The organism is Rhodovulum imhoffii (genome assembly GCF_003046545.1).
In the GTDB taxonomy this organism is placed as follows: domain Bacteria; phylum Pseudomonadota; class Alphaproteobacteria; order Rhodobacterales; family Rhodobacteraceae; genus Rhodovulum; species Rhodovulum imhoffii.
On the sequence record NZ_QAAA01000014.1, the window covers coordinates 1 to 25,003 of the forward strand.

Annotated in this window: 29 protein-coding genes and 1 pseudogene; 17 read left to right on the forward strand and 13 right to left on the reverse strand. The window is 60.0% G+C overall.

The genetic code is table 11. From position 1 onward, the window contains the following. Positions 1-91: 91 nt before the first annotated feature. Together C8N32_RS10880 and C8N32_RS10885 are read right to left on the reverse strand one after the other, a co-directional pair. Complete coding sequence (locus C8N32_RS10880) at positions 92-985, reverse strand: toll/interleukin-1 receptor domain-containing protein (RefSeq protein WP_107893019.1); 894 nt, start codon at positions 983-985, stop codon at positions 92-94. Between the two features lie 379 nt (positions 986-1,364). Further along, on the reverse strand, positions 1,365-1,808 hold the full coding sequence (locus tag C8N32_RS10885) for a hypothetical protein (RefSeq protein WP_107893020.1): 444 nt from the start codon (positions 1,806-1,808) through the stop codon (positions 1,365-1,367). 208 nt (positions 1,809-2,016) lie between these two features. Here C8N32_RS10885 and C8N32_RS10890 point away from each other — a divergent pair, with 208 nt between their 5' ends. From C8N32_RS10890 to C8N32_RS10915, 6 genes are all read left to right on the forward strand, one after another. Continuing rightward, on the forward strand, positions 2,017-2,211 hold the full coding sequence (locus C8N32_RS10890) for a helix-turn-helix domain-containing protein (protein ID WP_170106782.1): 195 nt from the start codon (positions 2,017-2,019) through the stop codon (positions 2,209-2,211). Between the two features lie 218 nt (positions 2,212-2,429). Continuing rightward, positions 2,430-3,128 carry a hypothetical protein gene (locus tag C8N32_RS14865; RefSeq protein ID WP_211309711.1) on the forward strand — a complete coding sequence of 233 codons (699 nt, stop codon included), beginning with the start codon at positions 2,430-2,432 and terminating at the stop codon, positions 3,126-3,128. Continuing rightward, positions 3,125-5,263: a Mu transposase C-terminal domain-containing protein gene (locus tag C8N32_RS10900; RefSeq protein WP_107893023.1), complete on the forward strand. Its 2,139-nt coding sequence runs from the start codon at positions 3,125-3,127 to the stop codon at positions 5,261-5,263. Before C8N32_RS14865 ends, C8N32_RS10900 begins: the two co-directional genes overlap by 4 nt. Beyond that, positions 5,260-6,216, forward strand: coding sequence for a TniB family NTP-binding protein (locus C8N32_RS10905; RefSeq protein ID WP_107893024.1), 957 nt, complete (start codon positions 5,260-5,262; stop codon positions 6,214-6,216). The genes C8N32_RS10900 and C8N32_RS10905 overlap by 4 nt, the downstream gene beginning before the upstream one ends. After that, positions 6,213-8,096: a TniQ family protein gene (locus tag C8N32_RS10910; protein WP_107893025.1), complete on the forward strand. Its 1,884-nt coding sequence runs from the start codon at positions 6,213-6,215 to the stop codon at positions 8,094-8,096. Before C8N32_RS10905 ends, C8N32_RS10910 begins: the two co-directional genes overlap by 4 nt. A 97-nt stretch (positions 8,097-8,193) precedes the next feature. Further along, on the forward strand, positions 8,194-8,520 hold the full coding sequence (locus C8N32_RS10915) for a helix-turn-helix domain-containing protein (RefSeq protein ID WP_107893026.1): 327 nt from the start codon (positions 8,194-8,196) through the stop codon (positions 8,518-8,520). Between the two features lie 13 nt (positions 8,521-8,533). On the opposite strand, the gene C8N32_RS15545 is transcribed toward C8N32_RS10915, so the two are convergent. From C8N32_RS15545 to C8N32_RS10935, 4 genes are read right to left on the reverse strand one after another with little or no spacing between them, the layout of a single operon-like run. Next, on the reverse strand, positions 8,534-8,677 hold the full coding sequence (locus C8N32_RS15545) for a tyrosine-type recombinase/integrase (protein WP_107893027.1): 144 nt from the start codon (positions 8,675-8,677) through the stop codon (positions 8,534-8,536). A 31-nt stretch (positions 8,678-8,708) separates the two neighbouring features. Continuing rightward, positions 8,709-9,899 (reverse strand): MFS transporter, encoded by a 1,191-nt coding sequence (locus tag C8N32_RS10925; RefSeq protein ID WP_107893028.1) that lies wholly within the window; start codon positions 9,897-9,899, stop codon positions 8,709-8,711. A gap of 43 nt (positions 9,900-9,942) precedes the next feature. After that, positions 9,943-10,323 carry a carboxymuconolactone decarboxylase family protein gene (locus C8N32_RS10930; protein WP_107893029.1) on the reverse strand — a complete coding sequence of 127 codons (381 nt, stop codon included), beginning with the start codon at positions 10,321-10,323 and terminating at the stop codon, positions 9,943-9,945. Then, a complete protein-coding gene (locus C8N32_RS10935) occupies positions 10,320-11,303 on the reverse strand; it encodes an aldo/keto reductase (RefSeq protein ID WP_107893030.1) in 984 nt (327 codons plus the stop codon). The genes C8N32_RS10930 and C8N32_RS10935 overlap by 4 nt, the downstream gene beginning before the upstream one ends. 21 nt (positions 11,304-11,324) lie before the next feature. Between C8N32_RS10935 and C8N32_RS10940 the strand changes: the two genes are divergently transcribed. The 6 genes from C8N32_RS10940 (at position 11,325) to C8N32_RS10965 (ending at position 15,750) form a co-directional block, all read left to right on the forward strand. Beyond that, the gene (locus C8N32_RS10940; protein ID WP_244905917.1) at positions 11,325-12,335 is read left to right on the forward strand and encodes a LysR family transcriptional regulator; all 1,011 of its coding nucleotides are present in this window, start codon (positions 11,325-11,327) and stop codon (positions 12,333-12,335) included. Positions 12,336-12,471: 136 nt separating this feature from the next. Beyond that, a complete protein-coding gene (locus C8N32_RS10945) occupies positions 12,472-13,083 on the forward strand; it encodes a hypothetical protein (RefSeq protein ID WP_107893031.1) in 612 nt (203 codons plus the stop codon). 58 nt (positions 13,084-13,141) lie between these two features. Then, positions 13,142-13,900 carry an AfsA-related hotdog domain-containing protein gene (locus tag C8N32_RS10950; protein WP_170106783.1) on the forward strand — a complete coding sequence of 253 codons (759 nt, stop codon included), beginning with the start codon at positions 13,142-13,144 and terminating at the stop codon, positions 13,898-13,900. Between the two features lie 72 nt (positions 13,901-13,972). After that, on the forward strand, positions 13,973-14,812 hold the full coding sequence (locus C8N32_RS10955; RefSeq protein ID WP_107893033.1) for a hypothetical protein: 840 nt from the start codon (positions 13,973-13,975) through the stop codon (positions 14,810-14,812). Between the two features lie 21 nt (positions 14,813-14,833). Then, positions 14,834-15,091, forward strand: a complete 258-nt coding sequence (locus tag C8N32_RS10960) for a tautomerase family protein (RefSeq protein WP_107893034.1) — start codon at positions 14,834-14,836, stop codon at positions 15,089-15,091. Next, the gene (locus C8N32_RS10965) at positions 15,091-15,750 is read left to right on the forward strand and encodes an HAD family hydrolase (RefSeq protein WP_107893035.1); all 660 of its coding nucleotides are present in this window, start codon (positions 15,091-15,093) and stop codon (positions 15,748-15,750) included. Before C8N32_RS10960 ends, C8N32_RS10965 begins: the two co-directional genes overlap by 1 nt. Positions 15,751-16,332: 582 nt before the next feature. On the opposite strand, the gene C8N32_RS10970 is transcribed toward C8N32_RS10965, so the two are convergent. From C8N32_RS10970 to C8N32_RS10985, 5 genes are all read right to left on the reverse strand, one after another. Further along, complete coding sequence (locus tag C8N32_RS10970) at positions 16,333-17,127, reverse strand: DNA adenine methylase (protein ID WP_107893036.1); 795 nt, start codon at positions 17,125-17,127, stop codon at positions 16,333-16,335. A gap of 143 nt (positions 17,128-17,270) precedes the next feature. Then, positions 17,271-17,645 carry a DUF1353 domain-containing protein gene (locus C8N32_RS10975; protein WP_107893037.1) on the reverse strand — a complete coding sequence of 125 codons (375 nt, stop codon included), beginning with the start codon at positions 17,643-17,645 and terminating at the stop codon, positions 17,271-17,273. After that, complete coding sequence (locus tag C8N32_RS10980) at positions 17,642-17,860, reverse strand: hypothetical protein (protein WP_242509513.1); 219 nt, start codon at positions 17,858-17,860, stop codon at positions 17,642-17,644. Before C8N32_RS10980 ends, C8N32_RS10975 begins: the two co-directional genes overlap by 4 nt. Then, positions 17,847-18,020 carry a phage virion morphogenesis protein gene (locus C8N32_RS14990; protein ID WP_170106784.1) on the reverse strand — a complete coding sequence of 58 codons (174 nt, stop codon included), beginning with the start codon at positions 18,018-18,020 and terminating at the stop codon, positions 17,847-17,849. The genes C8N32_RS10980 and C8N32_RS14990 overlap by 14 nt, the downstream gene beginning before the upstream one ends. 2 nt (positions 18,021-18,022) lie before the next feature. Continuing rightward, the gene (locus C8N32_RS10985; RefSeq protein WP_146159709.1) at positions 18,023-18,478 is read right to left on the reverse strand and encodes a gp436 family protein; all 456 of its coding nucleotides are present in this window, start codon (positions 18,476-18,478) and stop codon (positions 18,023-18,025) included. Between the two features lie 423 nt (positions 18,479-18,901). Here C8N32_RS10985 and C8N32_RS10990 point away from each other — a divergent pair. Then, positions 18,902-19,465 (forward strand): annotated as a pseudogene (locus C8N32_RS10990) (transposase); the annotation flags it as partial. A 35-nt stretch (positions 19,466-19,500) separates the two neighbouring features. Here the strand turns inward: C8N32_RS10990 and C8N32_RS10995 are convergent. Next, positions 19,501-19,902, reverse strand: coding sequence for a fumarylacetoacetate hydrolase family protein (locus tag C8N32_RS10995; protein WP_242509512.1), 402 nt, complete (start codon positions 19,900-19,902; stop codon positions 19,501-19,503). 49 nt (positions 19,903-19,951) lie between these two features. Then, positions 19,952-20,638: a GntR family transcriptional regulator gene (locus tag C8N32_RS11000; protein ID WP_107893039.1), complete on the reverse strand. Its 687-nt coding sequence runs from the start codon at positions 20,636-20,638 to the stop codon at positions 19,952-19,954. 221 nt (positions 20,639-20,859) lie between these two features. Here C8N32_RS11000 and C8N32_RS11005 point away from each other — a divergent pair, with 221 nt between their 5' ends. The 4 genes from C8N32_RS11005 to C8N32_RS11020 all read left to right on the forward strand — a co-directional run bounded on the left by C8N32_RS11005 (position 20,860) and on the right by C8N32_RS11020 (position 25,002). Then, positions 20,860-21,873, forward strand: a complete 1,014-nt coding sequence (locus C8N32_RS11005; protein ID WP_107893040.1) for a TRAP transporter substrate-binding protein — start codon at positions 20,860-20,862, stop codon at positions 21,871-21,873. Positions 21,874-21,979: 106 nt separating this feature from the next. Beyond that, positions 21,980-22,789 carry a TRAP transporter small permease subunit gene (locus C8N32_RS11010; protein ID WP_107893041.1) on the forward strand — a complete coding sequence of 270 codons (810 nt, stop codon included), beginning with the start codon at positions 21,980-21,982 and terminating at the stop codon, positions 22,787-22,789. Further along, positions 22,790-24,418, forward strand: a complete 1,629-nt coding sequence (locus tag C8N32_RS11015) for a TRAP transporter large permease (RefSeq protein ID WP_201132373.1) — start codon at positions 22,790-22,792, stop codon at positions 24,416-24,418. Positions 24,419-24,492: 74 nt separating this feature from the next. Then, on the forward strand, positions 24,493-25,002 hold the full coding sequence (locus C8N32_RS11020; RefSeq protein ID WP_107893042.1) for a hypothetical protein: 510 nt from the start codon (positions 24,493-24,495) through the stop codon (positions 25,000-25,002). Position 25,003 lies beyond the last annotated feature (1 nt).

A 25,003-nucleotide genomic window follows, 5' to 3' on the forward strand; every position in this document is an offset into this window, starting at 1 on the left:
TTGCGAACATTGCGAAACGCACTCCTTCTCTTCGGATGCGTATCAACTCGCAATGGCTGATCCCGTCGGCAATGTGGGGCGGCGACACCGCTTACGAAGGTACGCTTTCCGATAACCTGAAGAACTCCTTAAGCCAAGGTTTGAGGTTTCGGTATCTATCACGCAATCCGAGCTTTGTACTAACAATAATGGGCTGATTAATTTCAGCCCAGTGCCTCGCGAGGTCAAGAATCATTTGGGCTTGATTTGAATGATCCATCGCATCAAAGGCCGCGATCTGTTCCTCCAACTCTTTTTTCGTTAAAGCGCCCGAAACGTCCTGCTTCATAGCTAGATAAAAGTCCACGGCCTCCGCCATGTCTGGGAGGTTAAATGTGGGTCCCCCAGATCGCATTCGGCTAAAAGATTTCTTTGCAAACTCTTGCGCAAAGGTCTTTCTACCCATTCCCGCAAGCCCAGAAAGAACAATGTGTTGGATGGGGCTTCCTGTCTCTTGAACACGTTTCAAAGTCTCGATGTGTGCTTGCCGCAACAGCTCTTCGCGCCCCACAACAATATCAGTATGGCCGCTAAGCTCATCAATCAGTTGTCTTTGAAGTAACTGAATTTGCCGGACTATATCTGAAACCGAGTAGCACTCGGTGCAGGTCATGAAGCTTTTCATCCACTCGGGCAAACTGCGGTAAGTCTCGCCAAGCAACGGCACCACAAGCACTTTGCCACGCATTGATGCATTGTTAATCTCAGCAAGTCTTTTTTCATATTCAACCCAAGTATCCTGCGTGTTGGGTGAGTGGAAAAGCACAAAGATATTATTGCCGGACGTTCCCTCTTGCATTGCTTCGATGAAGCTTTGCCCGGGTTGAACCGATTTGATATCGTAAAACGTGCTTGAGACATCAAGCCGCTCGTATACCTTTTCAACAAAGGTTTTGTCTGCAGCCGCGTGAGACAGAAAAATACTACCACTACTGACGTTATTCATTGCTTCTTGTTCTCAATTGATTTTTGTAGCCCAACCATGGCGGGACCAGAACACGCTGCCTCACGCCAAGCCCGAACACAACCCTAACCAGTTGCATTTTGCCAAATGCGACCGTCGATGAAGCCAGGCTCATAAAATGATAGCTTCCGAGAAGGTGTGTGCTTGAGTACGGCCAACCCTGGATTTCCGTGACCAAGGTCTGATTTAGGGGTCTGGGCTGTCTCCCGCTGCAACGCGGCTAATGCACACTTTCCGCCCATTCCGTAGGTGGCCTGAAGTTCGGCGGCGCGAGCTTGGCGGCGCGTCCGCTTCTATGATCTGACGAGGTGGTGTTCGCACTTGCAGAGAAGGTCTGGAAGCCGCCGTTGGCGTGTCGTTCTCATCCTCTTGCCGTTAATTTTGCGCGACGTTTCCTCACCGTGCCACGGTCAACGTTCATCTCTCTGGAAATCTGGGCATCGTTCTTGCCCGCCAGAAATGCGGCCGTGAACTCGGCATCTGATGCCTTGCGCAGATGGTTCCCACGAGAGATGTTGATCCCTCGGCCCTCCAGCGCCTTTTGGACGCGCGCGTGCGACACGCCATGCTTGCCCATGAGTTCCGATACTAAGGCCCCTGCCTGATATTGTTCGACAAGACGCGCGTCGAAATCGCAGCCAGAAACTGTGAGCGCTTGAATCATGACGCGCGCGCTAAGGTCATGCACCTGCCGCATTTCGGAGAGCCATTCCTCGCTATCGAATAGATTTTGGAGCTTAGATTTCGACAGCCAATAGCCAGCAGACTTAGACTCTATCCAGATGCGGCCTCCCTCAATGCGCATTGAAGTATCCAACCCTTCGCATCTCAATTTTCAATTTTGTGTTGAATTTCAAATCTACGGGATTCGGAAATGAAACCCGCATAAGCATTTGTTTTATTATGCTAAAATTTGACGAGCGCATACTTTCGGGATATCGGTATGTGTCAGACATAGGGAATCGATATTCGGTAATATGGTTGTGGATCACGCTCAGCATAGAGAAATTCGAATGCGATTGCGTGCTTCCGGGTCATCTTTCTCGAAAATCGCCCGTGAATTGGCAATCACCCCGACGACCGTGGTGACCGCATCGCTGGGGCGTTGCAAATCGCGACGCGTGGAAGAGGCTATCGCTGGAAAGCTGGGCACTTCACCCGAAGCTCTCTGGCCGGACCGATACGACGAAGAGGAGGGCGAAAAATGACATAGACCACTCCCAAAACGAGGACAGCCACGAAAGCTGGAACTTTCGCGGCCGTCGGGAATATCGATTTCGCGGGCGATGCTCCTTTGTCCTCCATCACTCATCCCGTGTCAAGACTGACGGCCCGCAGGGACGGTCGGACACGCATGTTTTCATCAATAAAGGAGCGCCCTTGGGCGAACGGCCTGTCGCGGCCGGACGCTATGGGCATTGGACAAATGACCTCTAAGAACAAACCTTTCAGCCCACCCAAGAACAGCAAAGCCACTCGGAAAATTCCTGCACGCTCAAAGGCAAGCAGCCGCGGTATCGTCGTGGCTCAGCTGCCCGCCGACAGTCACCCACGCCGAATTCAGTACGAAAGTAAACTCGAACACCACATTCTGCATCTGCTTCTCGCTCGCCGGGACGTGCATGATATCTGGGACCAACCGCCGGGCATCACGTTTTGCGATGCTAAAGGGCACGTTCGCCTGCATTTCTATGATTATCTTGTGCGCCTCCGTGATTCTCGGCGTATTGCGCTTGCCATCAAGCCTTTTGAAATTTGCCAACGTACCGGGTTTCGAGAGTACCTTCAGTATGTGCGCGCTGCTACCGATGTGAGCTATGCACATGAGGTCGTCTTGGTGACTGACCGTTCGTATCGTCGTGTTGACGCACTTAATGCAGAGCGGCTGCATTTCTTTCGGCGCCACGCCGATGACGAGGCTGATCGGATCGTGGCGCAGGTTGCCCAGGGCCTTATTGTCCCGACGAGCATTGAAGCTCTCGTTGTGGAGGCAGAACTCGGAGAACGAGGATTCGCCGCCGCATTTCGCGCCATTTATACAGGTGTCCTTTGCAGGTTAGACGACGGCGAAATCACACCGCGCTCCCAAGTTTGCGCAGCGCGTAGCGCAGAGGTGGCGTCATGAGTTGGCGCATCCGTTTGCTCGAAACCGACATGGTCAAGATTGGAGATTCAGAGCTTCGGCTGGCGGCCCAATCGGCCACCGAATTGTCTCTGCGAGACGTCCATGCCCCGGATGTTGTGAAAAGCTTCAGTCATGCTGAATTCCATGCACTGCTCCAAAAACCCGATGTGCGCCTGAAACGTGGCTTTTACGACGAAAAAGGAGTCCGGCGTCGGCTGGCCTGCGACAAGCTGTACCTTGAGAGCGTTCATCCAAAACAGCGGCGCGTGATCCTTTGGAAATCTGCTTGGTGCGAAGAGTTCCTGCGAGCCGAACTGAATGGCAAAGTTCAGCGCACGGAAATCTCGATCTCATCTGCGCTTTCCACTCTTCGAAACATGGTCGACGAGAGAGAGCGACAAAGGCAGGGCTGTGGGGACACCCGCAGAGCTGGCCATCCTCTCACCCTGAACGCACCACCACATCCGAAAACCTTGCTTCGGTGGGTGCGCCGTTACGAACGTGCAGGGCATTCTCCTCTGGCGTTGGCTCGGGCACGCACCAAATGTCAGGCCAGAACGATTGAGAGCTATCGGGCGCGAGAAACACTGCTTCAGGAGTGCGTGCAAGGTTATCAGGAGCGCAACCGGCCTACGATGGAAATCATCATTGCCAATACGGCAGCGGCTTTTCGTAAGGCAAATGAAGAGCGTGCCCGCGAGGGGCGGCTACCTCTTGAGCCTCCGTCAGCTTCAACGATTCGACGGCGAATTCGACAACTCGATCCTTTTGAAACCTATGCGCAACGTCATGGCGCCGATGCCGCTCGTAAGAAATTTCGGCCCTATCGGACCGGTGTCTCAACACTGACTCCACTGGAACGGATCGAGATGGACGAGTGGCGCATTGATCTTATGACGCTCCTTGATGAAGGAGGGGCATTTGACGGCGCCCCATCGGGGTTGAGGGATCGTTTTCGGGTTGGACGTCGCTGGCTCTATGTCGCCATTGATGTCGCCACACGCTGCATCCTCTCAATGCGGCTTTGCGAGAATCCGACACCCGAGGACGCGGTTCGCTCTCTGGAGCTCATCACCGTCGACAAGACGGCCATCTCTGACGCTGCCAGTTGTGAGGCGCCCTGGGATCAGTTTGGAGGTGTTGGCGCTTTGCTGTCGGACCAAGGGCCTTCCTTCATATCCGATCAGTTTAAAATTGCCGTCACCGATCTCGGCGCGACGGTCGAAAAGCCTGCTGCCGGACTCGCCGAAATGCGGGCCACAGTGGAACGTGTTTTCAGAACCTTCGGCGTCCAACTGATGCCTTGGTTGTCAGGCCGGACATTCTCAAATGTCGTAGAGCGTGGCGACTACCCTTCCGAAGCACTTGCCGTATTTAAGGATGATGAGCTGACAGAAATCCTCGTGCGATACGTCGTAGATGGGTATCATAATAGCCCCCACGCGGGCCTTGGTGGAGAAACACCGGCAAATGCCTGGAAGAGGCTGTGCAGCGAGGTCGGCAGGCTCCCCGCACCAGATGCAACACAGCGCCGCTATGTCTTTGGCATACCAGGCGTGCGCAAGGTTGAGCGGCACGGGATCCGCGTATGTAGCATCCACTATGATCACCCTCTCTTGGGGGAATTGTTCCGGCACGGTACGGATCGATCTGTTCGTTTTCGCATGGATCCTCAGGATCTCGGACATATTGCGATCTACATTGACGATGAGTGGCATGGAGCGAAAGCGGTGCAGGCAGGTTTCGAAGGCATGTCCCTCGAAGAATGGACGATTGCAATGCGCGACATTCGGCAGCAGCATCGCGATGCGCAGATCATCAATGCGGGAATTGTCCGGCGTGCGTTCGAAAGAATCTCGGAAATTGACCGTGCCGCCAGCCAGCGCGCCCGGCTGACACCGAGGTTCATGACAGAAAAAGACATTCAGAAACTGGAGCGCAATCTGTTCATCCATTTGAGTTGGGAGGAGAACGGCGAGGCGCAGTCTCTGGATACAGATGAGGCCGATTTGTTTGGCGACGTCATCAATGCTCCGGGTCATCACCCAATCCCGCAGGATCTGGATAAAGAGAATAGTCGGCCCGACGATGATCAGGGGGCCTCCCCTGATTGGTGGTTGGAGGATCCGAAATGACCACACAGCAAAATACTGACCGCCGTGCAAATCAGATCGCCACCACCGTTGTCGAGTTGCGTGCTTTCTTCGCGCATCACGAAGGCTATGCGATGTTGCGAGAGCAATTCGAAATTCTGCTGGCCGAGCGTTGCGCCGCTCTGGCGGCCGGACGACCTGTGGAAGCCCGCGGAATAGCGGTGATCGGGGACACAGGAAGCGGCAAAACGACGGCTGTTCGTCATCTCTTACGCAATTACCTTCCCGAGGCCGGTGAGGACACGGCTGAAGTTGCGAGTTTTCAGGTGCCGTCGCCGGCCACACTGAAGCATGTCGGCTATGAGCTTCTGAATGCGCTCGGTTACCCCATGAACCGGCTGCCTACGAGTATGATAATCTGGAGAAAGGTTCGCTTTCACCTACGGGAACGTCAGGTAAAATTTCTCCATCTCGACGAAGCGCAAGACCTCGCGATCAATCAAAGTGACAAGGAAAAAATTGATGTCGTGAACACTCTGAAATCCCTGATGCAAGAGCCCTCGTGGCCAGTCGGCCTGATATTGTCCGGGATGCCGGACCTCAGGTCGATGTTAAACATGGACCCGCAATTGGCGAGGCGTTTTCACCCGGTGGAATTTCAGCCCATTTCAGCCGCGCGATCAGGTGGAAATATCATGCAAATCGTTCAGGCATATGGTGCGAAGGCCCGGTTGGAAACAGCATCAGGTCTTGGTGAGCGCGACTTTGTCGAGCGGCTTGTTCATGCTTCGGCGCACGAGTTTGGCCGCATGATCGAGTTGATCGTCAATGCTATCCGCGAACGTTTGTATGCGGGTGGCGGAACGCTGGAGGCGGTCGATTTTGCCGCAGCCTTCCGCCGCGCCACAGGTGTTGTGGACGGAGTGAACCCGTTCCTTGCAGATCAGTTCCAACATCTCGATACTCGGATGCTTCGTGGGGGCATGGAACTATGAACCAACTGGCTCTGACCTTACCGCTCGCCCCATGTGAGACCCAAACATCCTACGTTTCGCGCTTGGCGGCGCGGAACGGTTGCGCTTCCGCCTATGAGTTTTGCCATGACGTAGGTTTGGAGTGGCGCGCGGTGATCAATGGCGACGCTCACGAACTCGCTCGATTGGCGGACATGTCGGGCACCGATAAAGAGCAATTGATCTCGCAATCCGTCAGGGTGGTCGGGCGGCGTAGGCTCGCGACTCGCTTTGGCGAGGTCTCGGACAAGGTTCTGGAACGAACTCAGGTCCGTCTTTGCCCGATATGCGCTCGTAACGCCGATGATGGCGAGATGCCGTTCTCGGCGATCCAAGTCTTACAGAATATCATCGCGCCAGTTCTCACATGCCCGTGGCACAAACGGCCTTTGGTCGTGCTTCCCCGTGCGCGGTTTGCAATCGACAATTTCGATGTGACGGCCATCGCACGCAAGCATCTGGCATTGTTGGAGGTTCCGCCGACAGACCTTGCCAGTGGTCGGCCTGCCGCAATCGAAACCTACATGATTGCACGCATCGTAGATGGGCGATCAACCTGCGATTGGCTTGATGGGCTGCCAGCGCATGTTGTTGCGCGCGCGAGCGAAGTAATCGGACTGCGAGCCTGTCTCGGGGCCGATGCCGCATTATCCGGGCATGAGGTAAGTGTGCTCAATCGCGCCCGCGCGGCAGGTTTCGATATTCTGAAAGGCGGATCTTCAGCTTTGACCGATTGGCTGGAAACAACATGCATTAGCAAGGAAGGCCGACGCCGTCGCTACGGAAAAGACCTCGGCCCAATCAACATCTGGCTCACGACTTCCCGGCTGCACCCAAATTACTTCCCGCTACGGAAAGTGTTCGCGGAGTTTATTGTCAGGAACTACGCCATAAAGGCTGGCGCTAAGGTTCTTGGTCAAACCATCGCAACGCCGAACTTGCTGCCAACCCGTCATTTCGCCCGCACAGCCGGCGTCAGCACATCGTTTATTCGCGATGTCATCTCTTCCGGCTTCGCTCCATCACTGCCACCAGCACTCGAAGACTTGCAAGCCCTTTCCTTGGTCACAGCGGAGCAGGCGTCTGCGGTCAGGGCGATCAGTGCAGGTGTCATCGAACCGATAGAAGCGCGAAATTTGCTGGGATGCAGCGAAGGCACATTTGCCAGTATTCTGAAAGCGGGGTTGGTGCGTCCTTATGAAGACAGCCCTGTTCAACTGCATTGGTATTCGCGGTCCGACGTGAACGCACTCTTGGATCGCTTCCAAGAACTGGCAATCGTCAAAGATAGTCACGAAGATGCGGTTCCGCTCGCCGCTGCTGCGCAAGCATCCAAACGTTCCATCGGTGAACTTTTGAGGATGATGATGCGCGACGAAGTGCAAATGGGGCGGTGCCGCCACGATGAAACTATGATGTCGGGCGTCGTACTCACTCGGGAGGCTGTCTCAAAAATCTGCCCATCCTACGAAGGTCAAGGCCTCCTTCGTTCCGAGGTTGCGCAAATCCTGGGGGTCTCGGTGCGGACTGTCGCAAGACTGCTTCGCCTTGGCCAGCTTGAGCCATTGGAGGAGCGTCACCCGATGACAGGGGATACGCTTGTCACGGTTCAGAAGGACAGCTTGGACGCGTTTCAAGCTCGGTACGTTGCCATTGCCCGTGCCGGTGATGAGATCTTTGAACCCTTTCAGGCGATCCAATCCGCAGCTGACCGGCTGGGCATTCCATTCCTCTCAGCGGGACAGCGGGGGGCTCGTTTCCTCCAGCGTAAGGACTTGCCACGCATCGTTGAAGATCTTCATTTCCGGGAAATCAGCGGCAAGCGAAGAGGGCGGAAGGCAACCGCAGGCATCGTCGGATAGGCGGTCCGGTTCTATCGCGTTCAGAGAGAAACTATTGGCGACGCTACGGCATTGCCGTATAGTCATGTGTGTTGAAACAAAGCAGCGCAGGTGAATCATGGTGTTCGGACAAGAGTTGATCGAAAGCGCGCATGAAGCTCAAGCTATCGCGGAGGGCATATCTCAGCCCGGCGCGGTCTTCACTCCTGAGAGTATCGACGTTGCGACGCTCCGAAAGTCTCTCGGGCTTTCACAAAGTCGCTTCGCCGAAAGATATTGCCTTCCGGTCAGCACCATTCGCGATTGGGAGCAAGGGCGGCGGCGTCCTGACCGTGCCGCATTCCTGCTCCTTCGCTTGATTGAGGCGGAGCCTGAGCTCGTCGCGAAGACGCTGGCAAATGCAGATGCGCCAACTGCGCGCAGAAGCTGCGCGCCCAGTGACTGAGAACGCGGGCTTTTCACCAGAGATCGTCAAACCGACGCGCAGCAGTGCGTGTGTAATGCGCCGTATGTCGCGGGTCGCGATGCCCAAGGTAGTCCTGAATCAAGCGAAGGTCATGCCCCCGGTTTGCCAAAGCAAAACCGCAGGAATGGCGAAGCATATGCGGATTAATGTACCCGAGACCGGCCCGTTCATCCGCGTTGTTCGACCGCGACGCCAGGCGTCTCCAGCGCGGCCAAGGCAACGAGGCAGGCCAGCGTCAGCAGCGCGGCCACCGCAAAGAGCACCGGCATGCCCGCGACCGAGAGGATCGCCGCGCCGAGCGCCGCTCCGAGGCCGATCGCCCCGTTGAACAGCGCCACGTAAATCGCTGAGGCCGGGAGGGCATCCTTGCCCGCGTCCTTCAGGATCCAGGTCTGGAGGCCGACGAGGATGATCGCCACCGCGCCGCCCCAGGCAGAGAGGCACAGGCCCGCCAGCACCGGAGTCCCTGACGTCACCGGCAGCGTCAGCATCCCGAGCGCCACGGACGAGACGGTCAGCGCCCCCATCAACAACGTCTTCAGGTGACGGTCGATCAGCGCCCCGCAAAGCACGTTGGCCAGAAGACCCGCACCTCCGAAGACGAACAGCAACAAGGCAATCGTCGTCGGACCCACAGCGAGCTGTGTCGCGAGATACGGCTCGACGAATGTGAAGGCCATGAAATGCGCCATGATCGACAGAATGGTGACCGCAAAGATCGGCACAAAGCGCCCGTCGCGGGCGATCCGCCCCAGTGTCGCCGCAGAGATCCCCGGCTGTCCCGGCAGGTCCGGCACGCTGCCCCGCAAGGTCACGGCCACCAGCGCGGCCAGCGCCGCCACCGCGAGGAAGGCCGTCTGCCATCCCGCCAATCCGCCGATGAAACTTGCGGCCGGGATGCCCAGCACGCTCGCCGCAGAGACCCCGCCAAAGATGATCGAGGTGGCGAGACCTACCTTTTCGGGCGGCACGATCTGCGCCCCCAGCGTGCCGATCATCGCCCAGAAGGCCCCGTGCGCCAAGGCGCCCGCGAGCCGCGCCGCCATAAGCATTCCGAAGCTGTTCGCGAGGCCCGAGATCAGCGCCGACAGCGCCAGTAGCGCCATGAGGCTGACCAGAAGGGGACGCCTGCGCATCCCGCTAAGCAATGTTACCGAAGCCAAAGCTGCTGCGGCGCCGATCCAGGCGTAGAGCGTGACGGCGAGGGCCACGGTGGCTTCGCTCTGGCCAAGCTCTGCGCCGATGGGCGAAAGAAGGCCCACAGGGGCGAGTTCCGTGGTGACAATGGCGAAACTGCCGACGCCGAGCGCCGAAACAGCCAACCACTGCCGCCACGTCGAAGGGACGTGTTCGGTCATAGTGTCATTCCTTTTGATAAAGTTCGATGGAGCGACGCGGCGGTCAGTCCACCGCGGCAAAGGCCTTCTTGGCCGAGGTGATCGCGTTCATGCAGGCCGGAACCCCGGCATAGACCGCCACTTGAAGGACGATCTCGACGATCTCCTCTCGGGTGACGCCGGTGTTCATCGCGGCGCGCATGTGGAAATCGAGCTGCCCCGGCGCGGTGCCCATGGCGGCCAACATGGCCACCGTCAGCATCTCGCGCGTCTTCAGGTCGATCCCGTCGCGCCCGACGACGTCGGCAAAGGACCAGCCCAGCACCAGTTCGGCGGTGTCGGGGTGAAAGGCGTCGAGGTTGGCGCGCACCTTGTTCGGTGCGCCGGCCTCGAGTTGCGCCAACAGATCCATTGCTGTCGGCAGAGCGTCGGCAGAGCGGCTCATGCGTTCACCCCCTTCATGCCTTCCGCCGTGTAGCGCGCGCCCGCGACGGGCAGCGCCTCGATCAGCGATTCCAGCCGGGAGACGTCAGCCGCGTCCAGCCGTACCTGCACCGCGCCGACGTTGTCGCGCAGGTACTCCAACCGCTTTGTGCCGGGAATGGGGACGATGTCATCGCCCTTGGACAGCAGCCAGGCCAGCGACAACTGCGCCGGGGTGCAGCCCTTCTCGGCGGCCATCTTGGCCACGGCTCCGGCGATGCGGCGATTGGTGGTGAGCGCCTCGTCCTGAAAACGCGGCAGGCTGGCGCGGAAGTCGCCTTCCTTGAAAGCCGCCTCCTCCTGGAAGCTGCCGGTCAGGAACCCGCGTCCCAGCGGCGAATAAGGCACGAAGCCCACGCCGAGCGCCCGGCAGGTCGGCAGGATGTCGGCCTCAACGTGACGCGACCAGAGCGAATATTCCGTCTGCACGGCAGCGACCGGGTGCACCGCATGAGCGCGCTTCAGCGTCTCGGCGCTGACCTCGCACAGGCCGATGCGGGCGATCTTGCCCGCGCGCACCAGGTTCGCAAGACCTTCCATCGTCTCTTCGATGGCGCGATCCTGCTCGATGCGGTGCACGTAATAAAGGTCGATCTGCTCGCGCCCGAGCCGTTTCAGCGACGCCTCGCAGGCGCGGCGGGCGTAGTCGGGCGAGTTGTCTAGGCGGCGCTTGTATTCGCCGGGGTTACGGACAATGCCGAACTTGGTGGCGACCTTCACGTCCGCGCCGCTGTCCGCCAGGAAGCGGCCAAGCAGGCTTTCGTTGTGATGCGGGCCGTACATGTCGGCCGTATCAAAGAAGTCTACGCCCAGGTCGACCGCTTCGGACAGGACCTTCATCGCACTGTCATCGTCGCGCGGACCGTAGAATTCGGACATGCCCATGCAGCCCAAACCAATGGCCGAGACCTCGAATCCGGGGCTTAGTGTGCGGCGTTCCATGGTGTTCTCCTCCTCTTATGAGTGTCTTACTCTTATGAGTGTTTTAATCCCCTTGCGGGTGCAGCATCACCATGGCAGGCTCTGCACGGTAAGGATGTAGTAAAGAGTGGCGAAGGGATTTTCAAAATCGGAAAGCTCAATGACAAGCGGCTGATCTGGGACGATGCCAAGGCGTTCCTTGCCGTCGCCCGCGCGGGCACGCTCAGCGCTGCGGCAGAGCAGATGGGGGTCGGCATTGCCACGCTGTCGCGGCGGGTGGAACGGCTGGAAGAGGCGCTCGGCGCCCCGCTCTTCGTCCGGCAGCAATCGGGCTACCAGATGACCGAGGACGGTACCGCGCTGGTGCCCGCAGCCGAGGCGATGGAGGCTGCGGCCTACGCCATGCGGGCCGGATGCGACGACCGGATTACGATCTCCGGCACGGTCCGGCTGGCCACGGCGGAGAACCTTGCGACGGCCCTGATCCTGCCCGCCCTGCCCGCGCTGCGTCAGGCTCATCCGGCGTTGACGGTGGAGATCGTGACCGACATCGCTACGGTGAACCTGCACCGGCGGGATGCGGATCTGGCCTTGCGAATGGTCCGGCCCGAGCGTGGAAACGTTATCCTTCAAAGACTTGGCGTGCTGGGCTATGGGCTCTACGGCAGCCGCGACTACCTCGAAGCCCACACCGCCGCGCCGGATGCCGCCGGATACGACACGCATGATTTCGTCGGATGGGGCGAGGCGCAGGGACATCTCGGCCCCGCGCAATGGGTGGAACGCATATTACAAGGCCGCGCCCCCGCGGTCACCACGACGTCGCTGTCGACACAGATCGCCGCCGTGCGCGCCGGGCTGGGCCTCGCCGCTCTGCCGCATTTCCTCGCACGCGAGGCGGGGCTGACCTGCATCGACGGTGACCTCGGACTCGACCAGGCGATCTACCTCGTGGTGCAGTCGGACCTGGCCCAGGCGGCACGGGTCGAGGTGGTGGCGCATTTCCTTCGCAATTTGGTTCAGGGCAACAAGGACATGCTGAGTGGCGGCTGATACCGCCGCCGCCACAGCTTCCATTTTCGGAAAATGGCTTCTGCCAAACAGCCAAAGATTTCGGTTTTGAGATCTCGTTAAGGTGAATTTGCGCTCTTTGTTGCAGCGCAGAAACATAACTTAAAGGAGATTACTCATGCCGACATCGACCCTTCTGCTTTCCCGTTTCCCGGTCAAGCCGGGCTTTGCCACCAAGATGATCGAGGCGCTCGGCGAAAGCGCCGACACCCAGGTTCTGGCTTCCATGGAGGCTGACGAGGTGCTCCAACTGCGGGCTCTTCCCGACACGCTGACCCTGGCCGAAACCGAGGCGTTGCTCTCGCCCGAGGCCGGCCAGTTCGCTCCGTACCTTGCCGGGGACGTCCGCCGCGAGCTGCTCAGCTATGTCGAAGCGCCCAAGCCCTGCGCAGGCGTCCTGCCCGACACCCCCTACATCCAGCTGCGCCATGTCGAGGTGAAGCCCGAACAGCAGGCGGCCTATCGCACATGGCGCGACGAAACGATCTTTGAAGTGGTGCGCGGGCACGACGCGGCCGAGGTCTTTCTCGCCTACCACTCCGTCATCAGCAGCCAGCCGGGCGTGATGTTCGTGGCTGGCTTCTCCAGCGCGCCGGAGGACTACACCTCCGCCTTCACCTCCGAGCACTACGCCGAAATCGTGCGCCAGGCGGGGGACACCTACATCACCGGCGGCACCGACGGCCTCTACACCAAGATTTACTGCACCCCGACCGCCCTGGCTGCCTAACCCATCGTCCCCGACACAAGGAACTCCTCCCATGAACGTACACGCAAACGACACCGTCATGCCTGCGACCTTCATCATCGTGGCCGACAAGTTCGCCGATTTCGCGATCAACGCGCAGACCATCACGCTCAGCCAGCTCAAGGCGCTGATGGCGCTGCCGACGCACCTCTTGCAGGATCGCAACCGGCTGCTGCCGGGCCAGGGCCTGTCCGATGATGATTGCAGCGAGATCGTCACCCTGGTCGAGAATTCCCGCGGCCATGAGGACCGCTGGGACATCACCGGCCTGAAGGCACTGCCCTCCCGGGCCGAGGCCAAGCTGTCGCACAAGCGCAAGCCCTGCAACACGCTGATCGGCACCCCGCGCACCGACGGTCTGGACCAGTACCGGATCGATCTGTGCATCGACGAAGCCTGCGAGATGATGGACGACCACCAGACCGGGCAGCACGTGCAGGGCATGGTGCTGGTCGAAGCCGCCCGCCAGGCGTTTCTGGCGGTGACGGAGAAGTTTTTCCTGCAAGGGATGAACCACAAAAGCTACTTTGTCATCAACGACATGCAGACCCGGTTCCTGGGCTTCGTCTTCCCGCTGGCGGCGCACATGATTTACCGGATCGTCGACAAGGACATCAATCTGCGCCGGCAGAAATTCCAGGTCGAGATCGACTTGGTGCAGGGCAGCGAGGTCCGGGCCAGCACCCGCTTCGGCTTCACCGCCTATCCAGAGGAGGTGATCTCAGCCAAGGAGGCGGAGCTGGCGATGGTCGCCACGGCGCAGGTCCTCAAGACGGTTCAGCCGCAACACGTGGCATGAAGCCCAAGGCCGTCCGGCAGGCGCAAGCAGCCCGCCGGGCGGGGTTCCTCCCCTGACCAAAGGAAACATCCCATGCAGACGACACTCGACCTGAGCCTCACGACACAGGGGCCGCTTTATCCGCCGAGCGAGGTCATGGACCAAGACGGCAATTTCATCGTTATCGGTGCGCTGAACCGCGATGACGGCGCAGGCGGCGTGCGGACCGACTGGGGCGGAGCCATCGTGAAGCCGGACAGCGCCCTGCCCGATTTTGGCGCCCGTGCGCCCTATGACATTTTGCGCGAATTTGGCCCGGAAATTCCCGAGGACATCGCAGACAGCGTGCTGCACACCCTGCCCCTGCCCCTGCCCTGCACCAACTACCCGATGCTCTTTGCGCCGGATCAATACCCACAGGCCAATTCCGAGAGCCGGCCCTCCTACCCATTCCACGACACGCCGATCCCCGATGCACTGCCGGAACACGGGCGGGCACGGACGACCCCGATCCGGCTGCGGGAGTGGGCCACCGCGCGCGGGCAGGTCACCGTGACCGTCACCGAAGATCAACGTGCCGCAGATTTCGACTGCACCTTCGCCGGGCTGCTTCCCGGGTCGCTCTATACGATCATGACGCTGCGTGCCCATGACCTCGACCCCGACGGTCCGACACGGCCCGGCCCCTTGGGCATTCCGAATGTCTTCGTGACCGACGCCGAGGGCCGCGCGACCTTTCATGCGCGACTGCCCGATCCCTTTCCGGATCCGGCCCGCCCGGGGGCGAACCGCGTCATCAACATCGTCGTGCTGTGGATGAGCTACCAGCAGAGCCACGGCGGCGCCATCGGCCGCTACGGCCTTGGCGGTGACATCCACGCCCAACTGAAACTGCGCGGCCCGTCCTTTGACGACCTGCGCACCATTTCCTGAACCTTCTGAAAGGACACGAACATGCCCGTTGTACAGATTGCGACCTTCGCCATGGACGACCAGCAAAAAGCCGAGGAACTACTCACCGAGATGACCGCCACGATGCATCGTGTGACCGGCATCCCGCTCGACAAGATCAGCGTCTACCTGACCGAGATCCAGCCCGCCCGCTGGGCCGACGCCGGGGTCGTGGGATCGGATCCGGACTTCCGCACCGCCAGCCGACGTATGGACTACGACACGCCTTCGGAGACCGAAAAAGCTCGGAGGACGGCGTAATGGCCTATGCCTTTTTCGACGTGGACGACACGCTGATCCGCACCAAGAGCATGTTCGCCTTCTTCCGCTTCTGGGCGGAGGACTGGCAGCAGGACCCGGCCCTGCTGCGGCGCTTCGAGGAACACTTCCGGCTGGCCCGGGCGCGAGGCGTGCCGCGCGAGCAGCTCAACCGCGACTACTATCGCTTTTTGGCGGGGGTGGAACTGGACCGGCTGGAGGCCGCCGGACGCCAATGGGCCCGAGGCGTGATCGGCGAGGCGCTGTTCTTTCCAGCCGCCGTAGCACAGCTGCGCGCCCGGATGCGGCAGGCGATCGACCCGGTCTTCGTCTCCGGTTCCTTCGAGCCGGTACTGCGCCCCATCGCGGAGCACCTGGGCGTGCGCCACATCCTGTGCACGCGGCTGGACGTCCGGCTGGACAACTGCCTGACCGGCGAGATCGGCAGGCCCCAGACCATCGGCCAGGGCAAGGCGGAAGCCATCGCGCAGTTCCTGTCGACGCGCCGCGCCCGGGCTTCGGACTGCTGGGCCTACGGCGACGATATCTCCGACGTGCCGATGTTGGAAAGCGTGGGCCACCCGGTTGCGGTCGGGCAGGACGCGGCGCTTTGTGGCAAGGCCCAGAACATGGGATGGGCGCAGCTGCCGCTCACAGCGTGATCTCGCCAAGGCGTGGTCCTGCGACCGGGGCCGCGCGTCACGCGGGGAATGGGTCGTCTGCTCGGTCCTGCAGGCGATGGATCGGGATGCGCAGATGGCACAGCTAGAGGCGATCCGGCAAGAGTTCGCCGCGCGCGATACCCTCGGCGGCATGCACCAGATCGCGAGGCTTGCGGGGCACCGCGAGGCGAAAACGACCTTTGAAACCTAGACCATTCTGATTAGTGAATTGAGAGGCTATCAACATGTTTTCTGACGAAAAAGGTCATTTTTGTTTCTGAGCCAAATTAGACCAGCGTGTTTTCAAAGAGTTGCGCGCGGTCAAAAGGACAAGTCGGGTGACTCTCGACATCAAATGCTTAGCAAGTGTTGTTCCGGGCCTCGTTCACGCCCGGTCCGGATTTGATCCGGATTATTCGGCTTTTCGGCGGCGGTTTCGTGAGTCTCTTCTGTAGCTCGCCAAAATTTTTTTCAGTGTGTGACACGGAAAGTTGCAGCAGCGCGTTTTTCTGTTCCTGAGTGATTTGGCGAGCGTTAGCGGCCTGTTTAACGCCCCGTTCAATCCCACTTGAAATTCGAGATTTAAAGCTCGGATCGGCTGCCACGACTGTCGTTCTGTTTGCCGATCGTATAGGTGGTTGCCACCTCTGTCACCCGGAATGCGCCAAAGGTCTCGCGGATCGCGGGCACATCGTTGATCGACATCAGGAAGCGGCCTTTGATCTGGCCAAGCTGGCCCGCCATCCGATCAAACGCCTCACGGTCGAACAGCTCCTTGCCGTAGTCGCCCTCGCAGCCCCAGTATGGCGGGTCCAGGTAGAACAGCGTTTCCTTTCCATCGTAGCGCGTAATGAAGTCGCCATAATCCAGGCATTCGATCACCACCCCCGCCATGCGCGTATGCAGATCCTCGAGCATCGGCTCGAGCGTGGTCAGATTGAACCGGCCGTGCCGATCCCTGGCAACACCGAAGTTGCGGCCTGAAACCTTACCCCCGAAAGCCGTGCGCTGAAGGTAGAGAAACCGCGCTGCCCGCTCGAGGTCAGTCAGGGTGTTCGGATCGGTATCGACCAGGCGCAGAAACTCGGCGCGGGTGGTGAGCTGGAAACGCAGCACCTCGAGGAACTGGGGATAGTGCCGTTGCAGGATCCGGAAGAGATTACTGACATCACGGCCGAAGTCGTTGATGACCTCGCAGCGCGGGCGCATCGAGCGCCGCAGAAAGATGCCGCCCATGCCGACAAACGGCTCGGCATAGGTCTGGTGCTGGACGCCATCGAGGATGGCTGTGATCCGCTTCGCCAGATTGCGCTTGCCGCCCAGCCACGGAGCGACGGGATTGACGGGTTTAACGGGGCGTAAATGGTCTCTTTTCATGGGGTGTAGAATCATGCCTCTATGCCGCTTCCCTGATCAGGGGTGGGAGCGGCCATAAGGCTTCTGCTGGTCGGCGGGGTCCGATGTGAGAGTTTGGCCCCGTGTTGCGGGGCGTTGGCACGCCCCGTGGCCTCCCAAGTCGATCACTCTGGTGATCGGCCGGTGGCCCAAAGGAGAAAACGCCGCGCGCGCATGGCGGAATAGGCCACCCAGGTGCGCAGGCCCGGTGCGTGTTCGCTGAGAGCGGCTTCGAACCATTGGCTGTCGGCAAACGCCTGACGAAACCCTTCCTCAAGGAGCGTGTCGTGGATGGCGGCGGACTTCAGAAAAAACGGATCGTCGGGCGAGAACACCCATGTCAGCCAGCGCGGCACCGAGCTTTCAAACTCGCGGTCGACCGGGACTGTCAGCTTCCAGCCGCTTTCCTTCTTGCCGATCCACCATTCGATCGGTTGCGTCGTGACATAGCCACGTGCACCACCCTTGCGGCACCAGGAGACGTCTGGAAGTGCACTCATTCCTTGTCCTGCTCGTTGTCACGCTCGGCATCGAAGCTGGTCGTCAGGGTGTCGGTCAGGCGGTGCTGGACGCGGGTGATCAACCACTCGCCGGTCAGTTCGGGCTTGATGCCCTGGAGATCGACCCTGGCCTCCGCCATCAGGTCGCCCCAGAAACCGCCCAGCCCGATGCTGATCTTGCCGCTGGCCCGGCGCGACCGCTCAGGCCGCGCCATCCGGTGCGATCTTGGTGTCAAAGCGGCCGCGAGTGGAGCTTTCCAGAATGGCCCCGGCCGCGTCGGTCAGCTCGGCCATTTGGAAACCTTCGAGACGGCTCAGCCGCTTGATCGCGGCATCAAGCCCTTCGGTGGTCAGGGATGCGGTTACACCAGCCATGCTCAAAGCCCCCGCATTTTCCCGCGCGTGAACTCACGCGCAGGGCCACCGGCCACGATCGGGCGCGGTGAGGTTTGGGTGGCTTCGCCGGTGTCGGGATCCACGGGACCAGGCAGGTTCAGGGACGCGGTGCCCTTGGCGATCTTGTCGAGATGCTTGATCGTGTCTTCATAGCGGCGGCGATGCTCTTCGGAGAGCACGTCGCGGGCCAGTGCCAAGCGGTAAATCGCGATATCGACGCAGAACTGCTTGAGCAACTCGCTCGCCGCATCGCCCTCGGCTACCACAAGCGGCAGGCCGTAGCGCACACCGATATAGCTGTCGATTTCACCGGAGGCCGAAGTCAGGGCACGGGCCACGGCATCCGCCTCAACCACGCCGTCACCATCCCGATCCGCGACATAGAGCGCGTCCTCGGAATAGAGCGTGATGATATCGTCTTGCGTGGCGTAGGCCATGATCGTCCTCTGTTTGGGTTGCCCGGCCAGCAGTGCTGCCACTCCACCGACCGGGCTTTTCCGACGCGCGCGCCACCTGGGGGGATGTCTGCTCGCCCGCGTGCCGGGTTTGAATTCAGGGGCAGTTTTCTGACATGCCCAGGTCGCGGCGTGTTGGGGGCTTCGCTTGGCGCTACGCTCTGGGCGTCCCCTGCGCCGGTGCCACGAAGGGCTTTCAAACCGGCGGTCTATGGGTGCTGACGGACTTGCGGCCCGGACCAGTTGCCCCCTCTCTCAGGTATTGGTCAGCTCGAAGCGGTTGGCGCTTCGAACCCGCTTTCTTTCATGGCCTCCCAGACGCGGTCGCGTTCCGCTCCGGAGATCTTGCCCAGCTCGTCACCCAGGAGGGCGTTCAAGCTGTCAAGCTTGGGCTTGCCGTCGCGCTGGCAGACCGACTTCACCTATCTCAAGGTCATCGGCTGGGGCTGGTTCTATCTCAGCACGATCCTCGACGACTACAGCAGGTACATCATCGCCTGGAAGCTCTGCACGACGATGAAGGCAGAGGATGTGACTGATACGCTCGACCTGGCATTGCAAGCCTCGGGCTGTGATCAGGCAACAGTCCTGCACAAGCCGCGCCTGCTCAGCGACAATGGGTCCAGTTACATATCTGGCGAACTGGCTGATTGGCTCGAGGATCAAAAGATGGACCACGTACGAGGCGCACCATATCACCCGCAGACCCAAGGCAAGATCGAACGTTGGCACCAGACCCTGAAGAACCGAATCTTGCTGGAAAATTACTACCTGCCAGGCGATCTCAGGCGACAGATCGATGCCTTTGTTGAGCACTACAACCACCGACGCTACCACGAGAGCCTACAGAACCTCACGCCAGCCGACGTCTACTTCGGGCGCGGAAAGACCATCCTCAAACAACGAGAAAGGATCAAACGAAAGACCATCGAAGCGCGGCGCTTGCTTCACCGAAAATCCGCCGCATAATCAAACCAACCAGATGCGCCAGACCCTCTCTTAGTTCAGGCAGCCATCTGTCCCAAAATCCCTGACGACGGACATTCGACCTCCCAATCCGACTTGACGGATGCATGTGGAATGACAACAGGATCAAACGGGTCGGAGAGGGCGGAACTCGCCTTGGAGGCGATGATCCGTTCCTTCGGCGGTTCCGCTCCGGTTTCCGCGGCGTGCCTGGCGTAGTTCAGGCCGATACAGAAGAAATTTGGCGCAGAGGCCAGGCAGGGTCCGCTCCGGCCCGGATCCGCGACCGCCGGCAGGCTATTTACGTCCAGCCCGCCAACAGCGTCGAGCGCCGCTGGAGACACCCCCGCACCGGCAAAATCGGCCACCTTGCCCGAAAGATCCCTGACCTGCCCATCAGCATCCAGAAGGCCGGGTTTTTTCCTGGCCTTTCGGGCCAAAACGCAAAAGTTTCATGGAGTTTCCATTCCCCTGTTGCGATCGCCGGGATCAGGAAACCGTCTGGTTGGTGGGTTCGGGAGGCAGATCCTCCCGATCTTGTTCGAAAAAATCGCGCACGTTAATGACAAGATGCTCCAGATGGCTGTGGAGGTGCTGCTTGATCATCTCTGTATCCCGTGCACGCAGCCCGGCGACGATCGCGTTGTGCTGGGCAAGTACCCGATCACGGGACCGCTTTCGGCTGGCCGACAGATAGCGGGCCCGCCAAAGGCGCGCCAGGATAGCGCCGTGGGTGTCAGCCAGAACCTGATTGCCTGCGGCGCGTACGATGGCCTTGTGGAATTCCATGTCCAGTTCGAAGACATCGACCATGTTCAGATCGTCGTAGAGCCGTTCCATGCGGCTCTGGATATCCGCGATTTCCTGAAGCTGGGTATCGCTGGCGCGCTTCACGGCCAGTTCCCCGGAAAGCATCTCAAGCGCCGTCAGAACCTCGATATTGTTTTCAACCTCATGCAGGCTCAACTCGGCCACGATCGGACTGCGGGCCGGGCGCAGGATCACCAGCCCCTCTTTGGCAAGGATGCGGATTGCCTCACGCATCGGTGTGCGGCTGACCCCCATTTCGGCGGCATTGTCGCGTTCCTTGACCGAGGTGCCGGGCACCAGCTTGCCCCGCAGGATGTCCCTGCGCAACTGCGTCGCGATCTGTTCTGCCAGCGTGTTTTCAGCCATGTGGTGTCGTCACCTTGCTGTTCGAGATTCAGCACCCCCTAAACATCGCGGTTTCGGGTATGTAAAGCTCACTTTTTTAAAATTTGGTATACCAAAAATTGTTGATTGTCGAGGCGGCATTGGTTACCGTCAGTCAGATGGTATACCATCGCCGGCGCACAAAAGAGAATGCGCGACACTCAAACCGGCGCTGCACAGACACCGCCAAGGGAGGAGAAAATATGAAATTCGATGCCTTTTTCATGGCCGCCGGCGCCAGTGCGCTGATGGCCGGGGCGGCAATCGCCGAACCGGTCACCCTGCGGGTTCAGACCCATTACGCAACAGAACACCCGACGGGCAAACAACTGGCCGAATGGGCGGATGATGTGCAGGTCATGTCCGGCGGCGAAATCACCGTCGAGATGTTTTATTCGTCATCGGTCGTGGCGACAACTGAAACCTTCGATGCCGCGATCAACGGCATTCTCGACTGCGATGCCACCGGCGGCGCCTACCAGACCGGCAAGAACCCTGCCTTCCAGTTCGTCGGCGACATCATGGGCGGGTATGAAACGCCCTGGCAGCAGTATTCATGGCTTTACTACGGTGACGGCTATGCGGCCGCACAGGAACTCTATAACGGGCAGAACATGCAGTTGATCGGCTGGTCGATCTACGGCCAGGAATCGCTGTCCTCGTCAAAGCCGATTGCCGGTTTCGAGGACCTGAAGGGCTGGAAATTCCGCTCGCCTCCGGGGATGGAAACCGAAATCTTTGAAAAGCTCGGCGCCTCGCCCATCGTGATGGACTTCACCGAAATCTTCACCGCGCTGGAAACAGGGATTATCGACGGGGCCGACGCCTCGGGTCTCTACAACAACGTTGGCCTTGGCCTCTATGACATCGTGAAACATGCCACCTATCCGGGCTTCCATTCGATGCCGTCGGACCACCTGTCCTGTAATCTCGATGTCTGGAACAGTCTGACCGAACAGCAGCGCCGGATCATCGATACGGCCTGGCAGAAGGTTTCGTTCCAGATCGCGCTGTCGAACGAACTGAACAACAATGCTGCGGCATCCGAATTGCAGGCCCAAGGCGTTACTTTGCACGACTGGTCGCCGGAAGACCGGGCTGAGTTTCGCAAGGCGGCACAGGCTGCCTGGGATGACTGGGGCACGCGTTCGCCGGAAGCCGGCGCCATCCTGGCAAGCCATAAGGCCTATATGCAAAAGCTGGGCCTGATCGATTAGGGCGAACCACGCTCCGATTGACACCAAACAATGGGCGCGGCCCCGCACCGGGGCTGGCCACCGGCCAAAAGACGGCGCAAATCCGTGAACGGTGGGGGGGACCAGCATGGAAAAGAAAAGCGTGTGGCTGGGCAGGTTTCGGCAACCCGTTCGTACCGCCATGCTGGTATTCTCTGGGATTGTGGCGCTTCTTTACGTATGGCTGGTCGTCAACCGCCTCCTGTCCGACGACGCTCTCGGCATGCATGAGATGATCCGCCCGACAGGCCGGCCGATTGTCTGGGCAATGCTGATCTCCCTTGCGGGCGCGATGGTCTTCGCATCGCTCTACCTGTCCGATTTCCAGGGTGAGATCGAAACCGAACCCGAGGGGTTTTTCGACTTTCTGTCCCTGATCACGTCGCGCATGGCGATGATCCTGACCGCATTGATCGTGATCGTAATGTTTTACGAGGTCGTCTCACGCTACGTGTTCTCGCGACCGACGCTGTGGGCAAACGAATTGTCGCTCTGGATTGCCGCCTTCGTTTTTCTTTTCGCCGGTCAATACGCGATGCAGCAGCGCAGCCATATCCGCATCTACGTGATTTACGACATCATGCCCCGCTGGGCACAGAAGACCGCCGATGTCCTGTCGGTGCTGCTGATCGTCGGCTTCACCGTCGCGCTTGTATGGGGGAACTACGCCGACGCCAAGCGCCGGTTTCTGCGGCTCGAGACCTTCGGCACGGCCTGGGATCCGCCGATTCCCGGCATCGTCAAACCGGCGATCCTGATCATCGTCGTTCTGGTCGCATTGCAGGCGGTGTCAAACCTGATCGCCGACTGGAACAAGCAACCGGAACATCACTCTCCACTGGACGACATCGACGAATCCGAAATCGAAAACATCCGTGAAACGCTGGAGAAGAAATAGATGGAATTCTTCGAGCTGTTCGCCTGGATGAAGGTCGATGACATCGCGACCCTTTCGATTCTGCTTCTCTTCGGCATGTTTGCGCTGCTGGCGATCGGGATGCCGCTTGGCTTCGCCTCGGCGTTTCTGGCCGTGGCGGTGATCGTGATGAAATTTGGCCCGGAGGCCTCGTTCGGCCGGTTCGGCAGCGGGCCGATGTCAGTCCTGGCGCAGGCCGTCTACCGGCAGATGACCAATTACGTACTGATTTCGGTGCCGCTATTCATCTTCATGGCATCACTGCTCGAACGTTCCGGCATTGCAAAGGAGATGTACGACTCCCTCAACCAATGGCTGTCTCGCACACGGGGCGGCATTGCAATCGTCACCTCGATCATGGCTGTCATCATGGCCGCGATGTCAGGCATCATCGGCGGTGAAGTCGTGCTTCTGGGGCTGATCGCGCTGCCGCAGATGCTGCGCCTTGGGTATAGCCAGAACCTCGCGATCGGGACGATCTGCGCCTCGGGTTCGCTGGGGACGATGATCCCGCCCTCGATCGTTCTGATCTTTTACGGGCTGGTAACGGAAACATCGATCAAGGCGCTTTTCACCGCCTCGTTCCTGCCGGGGTTCATGCTGGCATCGTTCTTCATTCTCTACATTGTCATCCGCACCCATCTGAACCCGAAACTGGCGCCGCTGCCCGAGGAAGACCCGGACACCCCCAAGGGGGTGCAGAAATTCGTACTGTTCGTCGGTTTTCTCTCACGGTTCGCCTTATGGATCACCGGGTTCCTGTTCCTCCGTGCCCTGTTCTTCACCGTGACCGGAGAAAACGCGGTACAGGAAGGGCTTGACCCAATCGCGCTCGGCATGGTGTCGGACATCCCCTATATCGTGGGGGCCTTCGTTCTGGCCCTGTTCCTGATCCTGTTCGCGGTGGGCCGGGAACGCGCCGATGCGGGGTGGCGCATGGGCAAGGGGCTGGTGCCGCCGATCATCGTGATCGGGGTGGTTCTGGGCTCTATCTACATGGGCATCACCGGCATTACCGAGGCCGCCGGCATGGGAGTTGTCGCGGTTTTTGTCATCGGGCTTGCACGGCGCGAAATGACGTTCGAAATCGTCTGGGACAGCCTGATACGCACGCTGAAATCCACCGGCACGATCATCTGGGTCACCATCGGCGCGGCATCGCTCGCGGCCGCCTACACGCTGGCCGGCGGGCCGACCTACGTTGCGAACATGATCGTCGCCGCCGACCTGCCCACGATGGGGATCATTCTGGTGATGATGCTGATCTTTCTGATCATGGGCATGTTCATGGACTGGATCGGCATCGTGCTCCTGATCATGCCCGTCTTCCTTCCCATCGTACTCAAACTGCCCGTCCAGGAGATCGGGGTTTTTGGAGAACTGAACCCGCGCCACGTCGCGATCTGGTTCGGCGTGGTGTTCTGCATGAATATGCAGGTGAGTTTCCTGTCGCCGCCCTTCGGCCCCGCCGCGTTCTATCTGAAGTCGGTGGCGCCACCGCATATTTCGCTGACGGCAATCTTCCGGGGCTTTCTGCCCTTCATCGTGCTGCAGCTTCTGGCGCTTTCAGTGCTGCTGATCTGGCCGCCCATCGTGACGATGTTCCTGTGATGCGCGGCCTCTGACAAAATTCCGGGGGACGGATGCCCGCTCCCCGACGTTCAACCGCCCATGAGAGAGACATCATGCTCAATCAGGCTCAGATCGACGCCTTCGCCCGCGACGGTGTGCCGGGAGTTCCGGACCTGTTGCCGCCTAGGGGGAGGATATCGGGGTGCGCAGAATATGCCGCGCCGCCCGCCACATTCCATGACGACCGGCGCCGGGCGGGCCGGGTGCCCTTGCCGGGGGGGCAAAGGGCCATTGCCGATGGGCACCCTGGGCGTGTCCGGGCCCGGCCTTCGCCGGTCGGGGCCGGCGGGGCGGTGATGTCCCGCCCGCTGACGCCCTGTGTCGTGCTCAACGATCTGCCGGACCGGTTCCGCCGGACCTCGGGCATCCGCCGCGTGACCGGGCAACCCGTCGGCAGGGCACATTTGCCCCGGCGTTTCGCCCGCCCACGCGAAAAGCCGAAAACCCAGCCGAAGGGCTGGCACATCCGGTGCAACACCGGGAACGTCGCGCGGGCACACCTTTCCGACCAACCGCACAATCCCATTCACCGTTGGCGGGCGGACAGCCCGGCCTGCGCCTGAG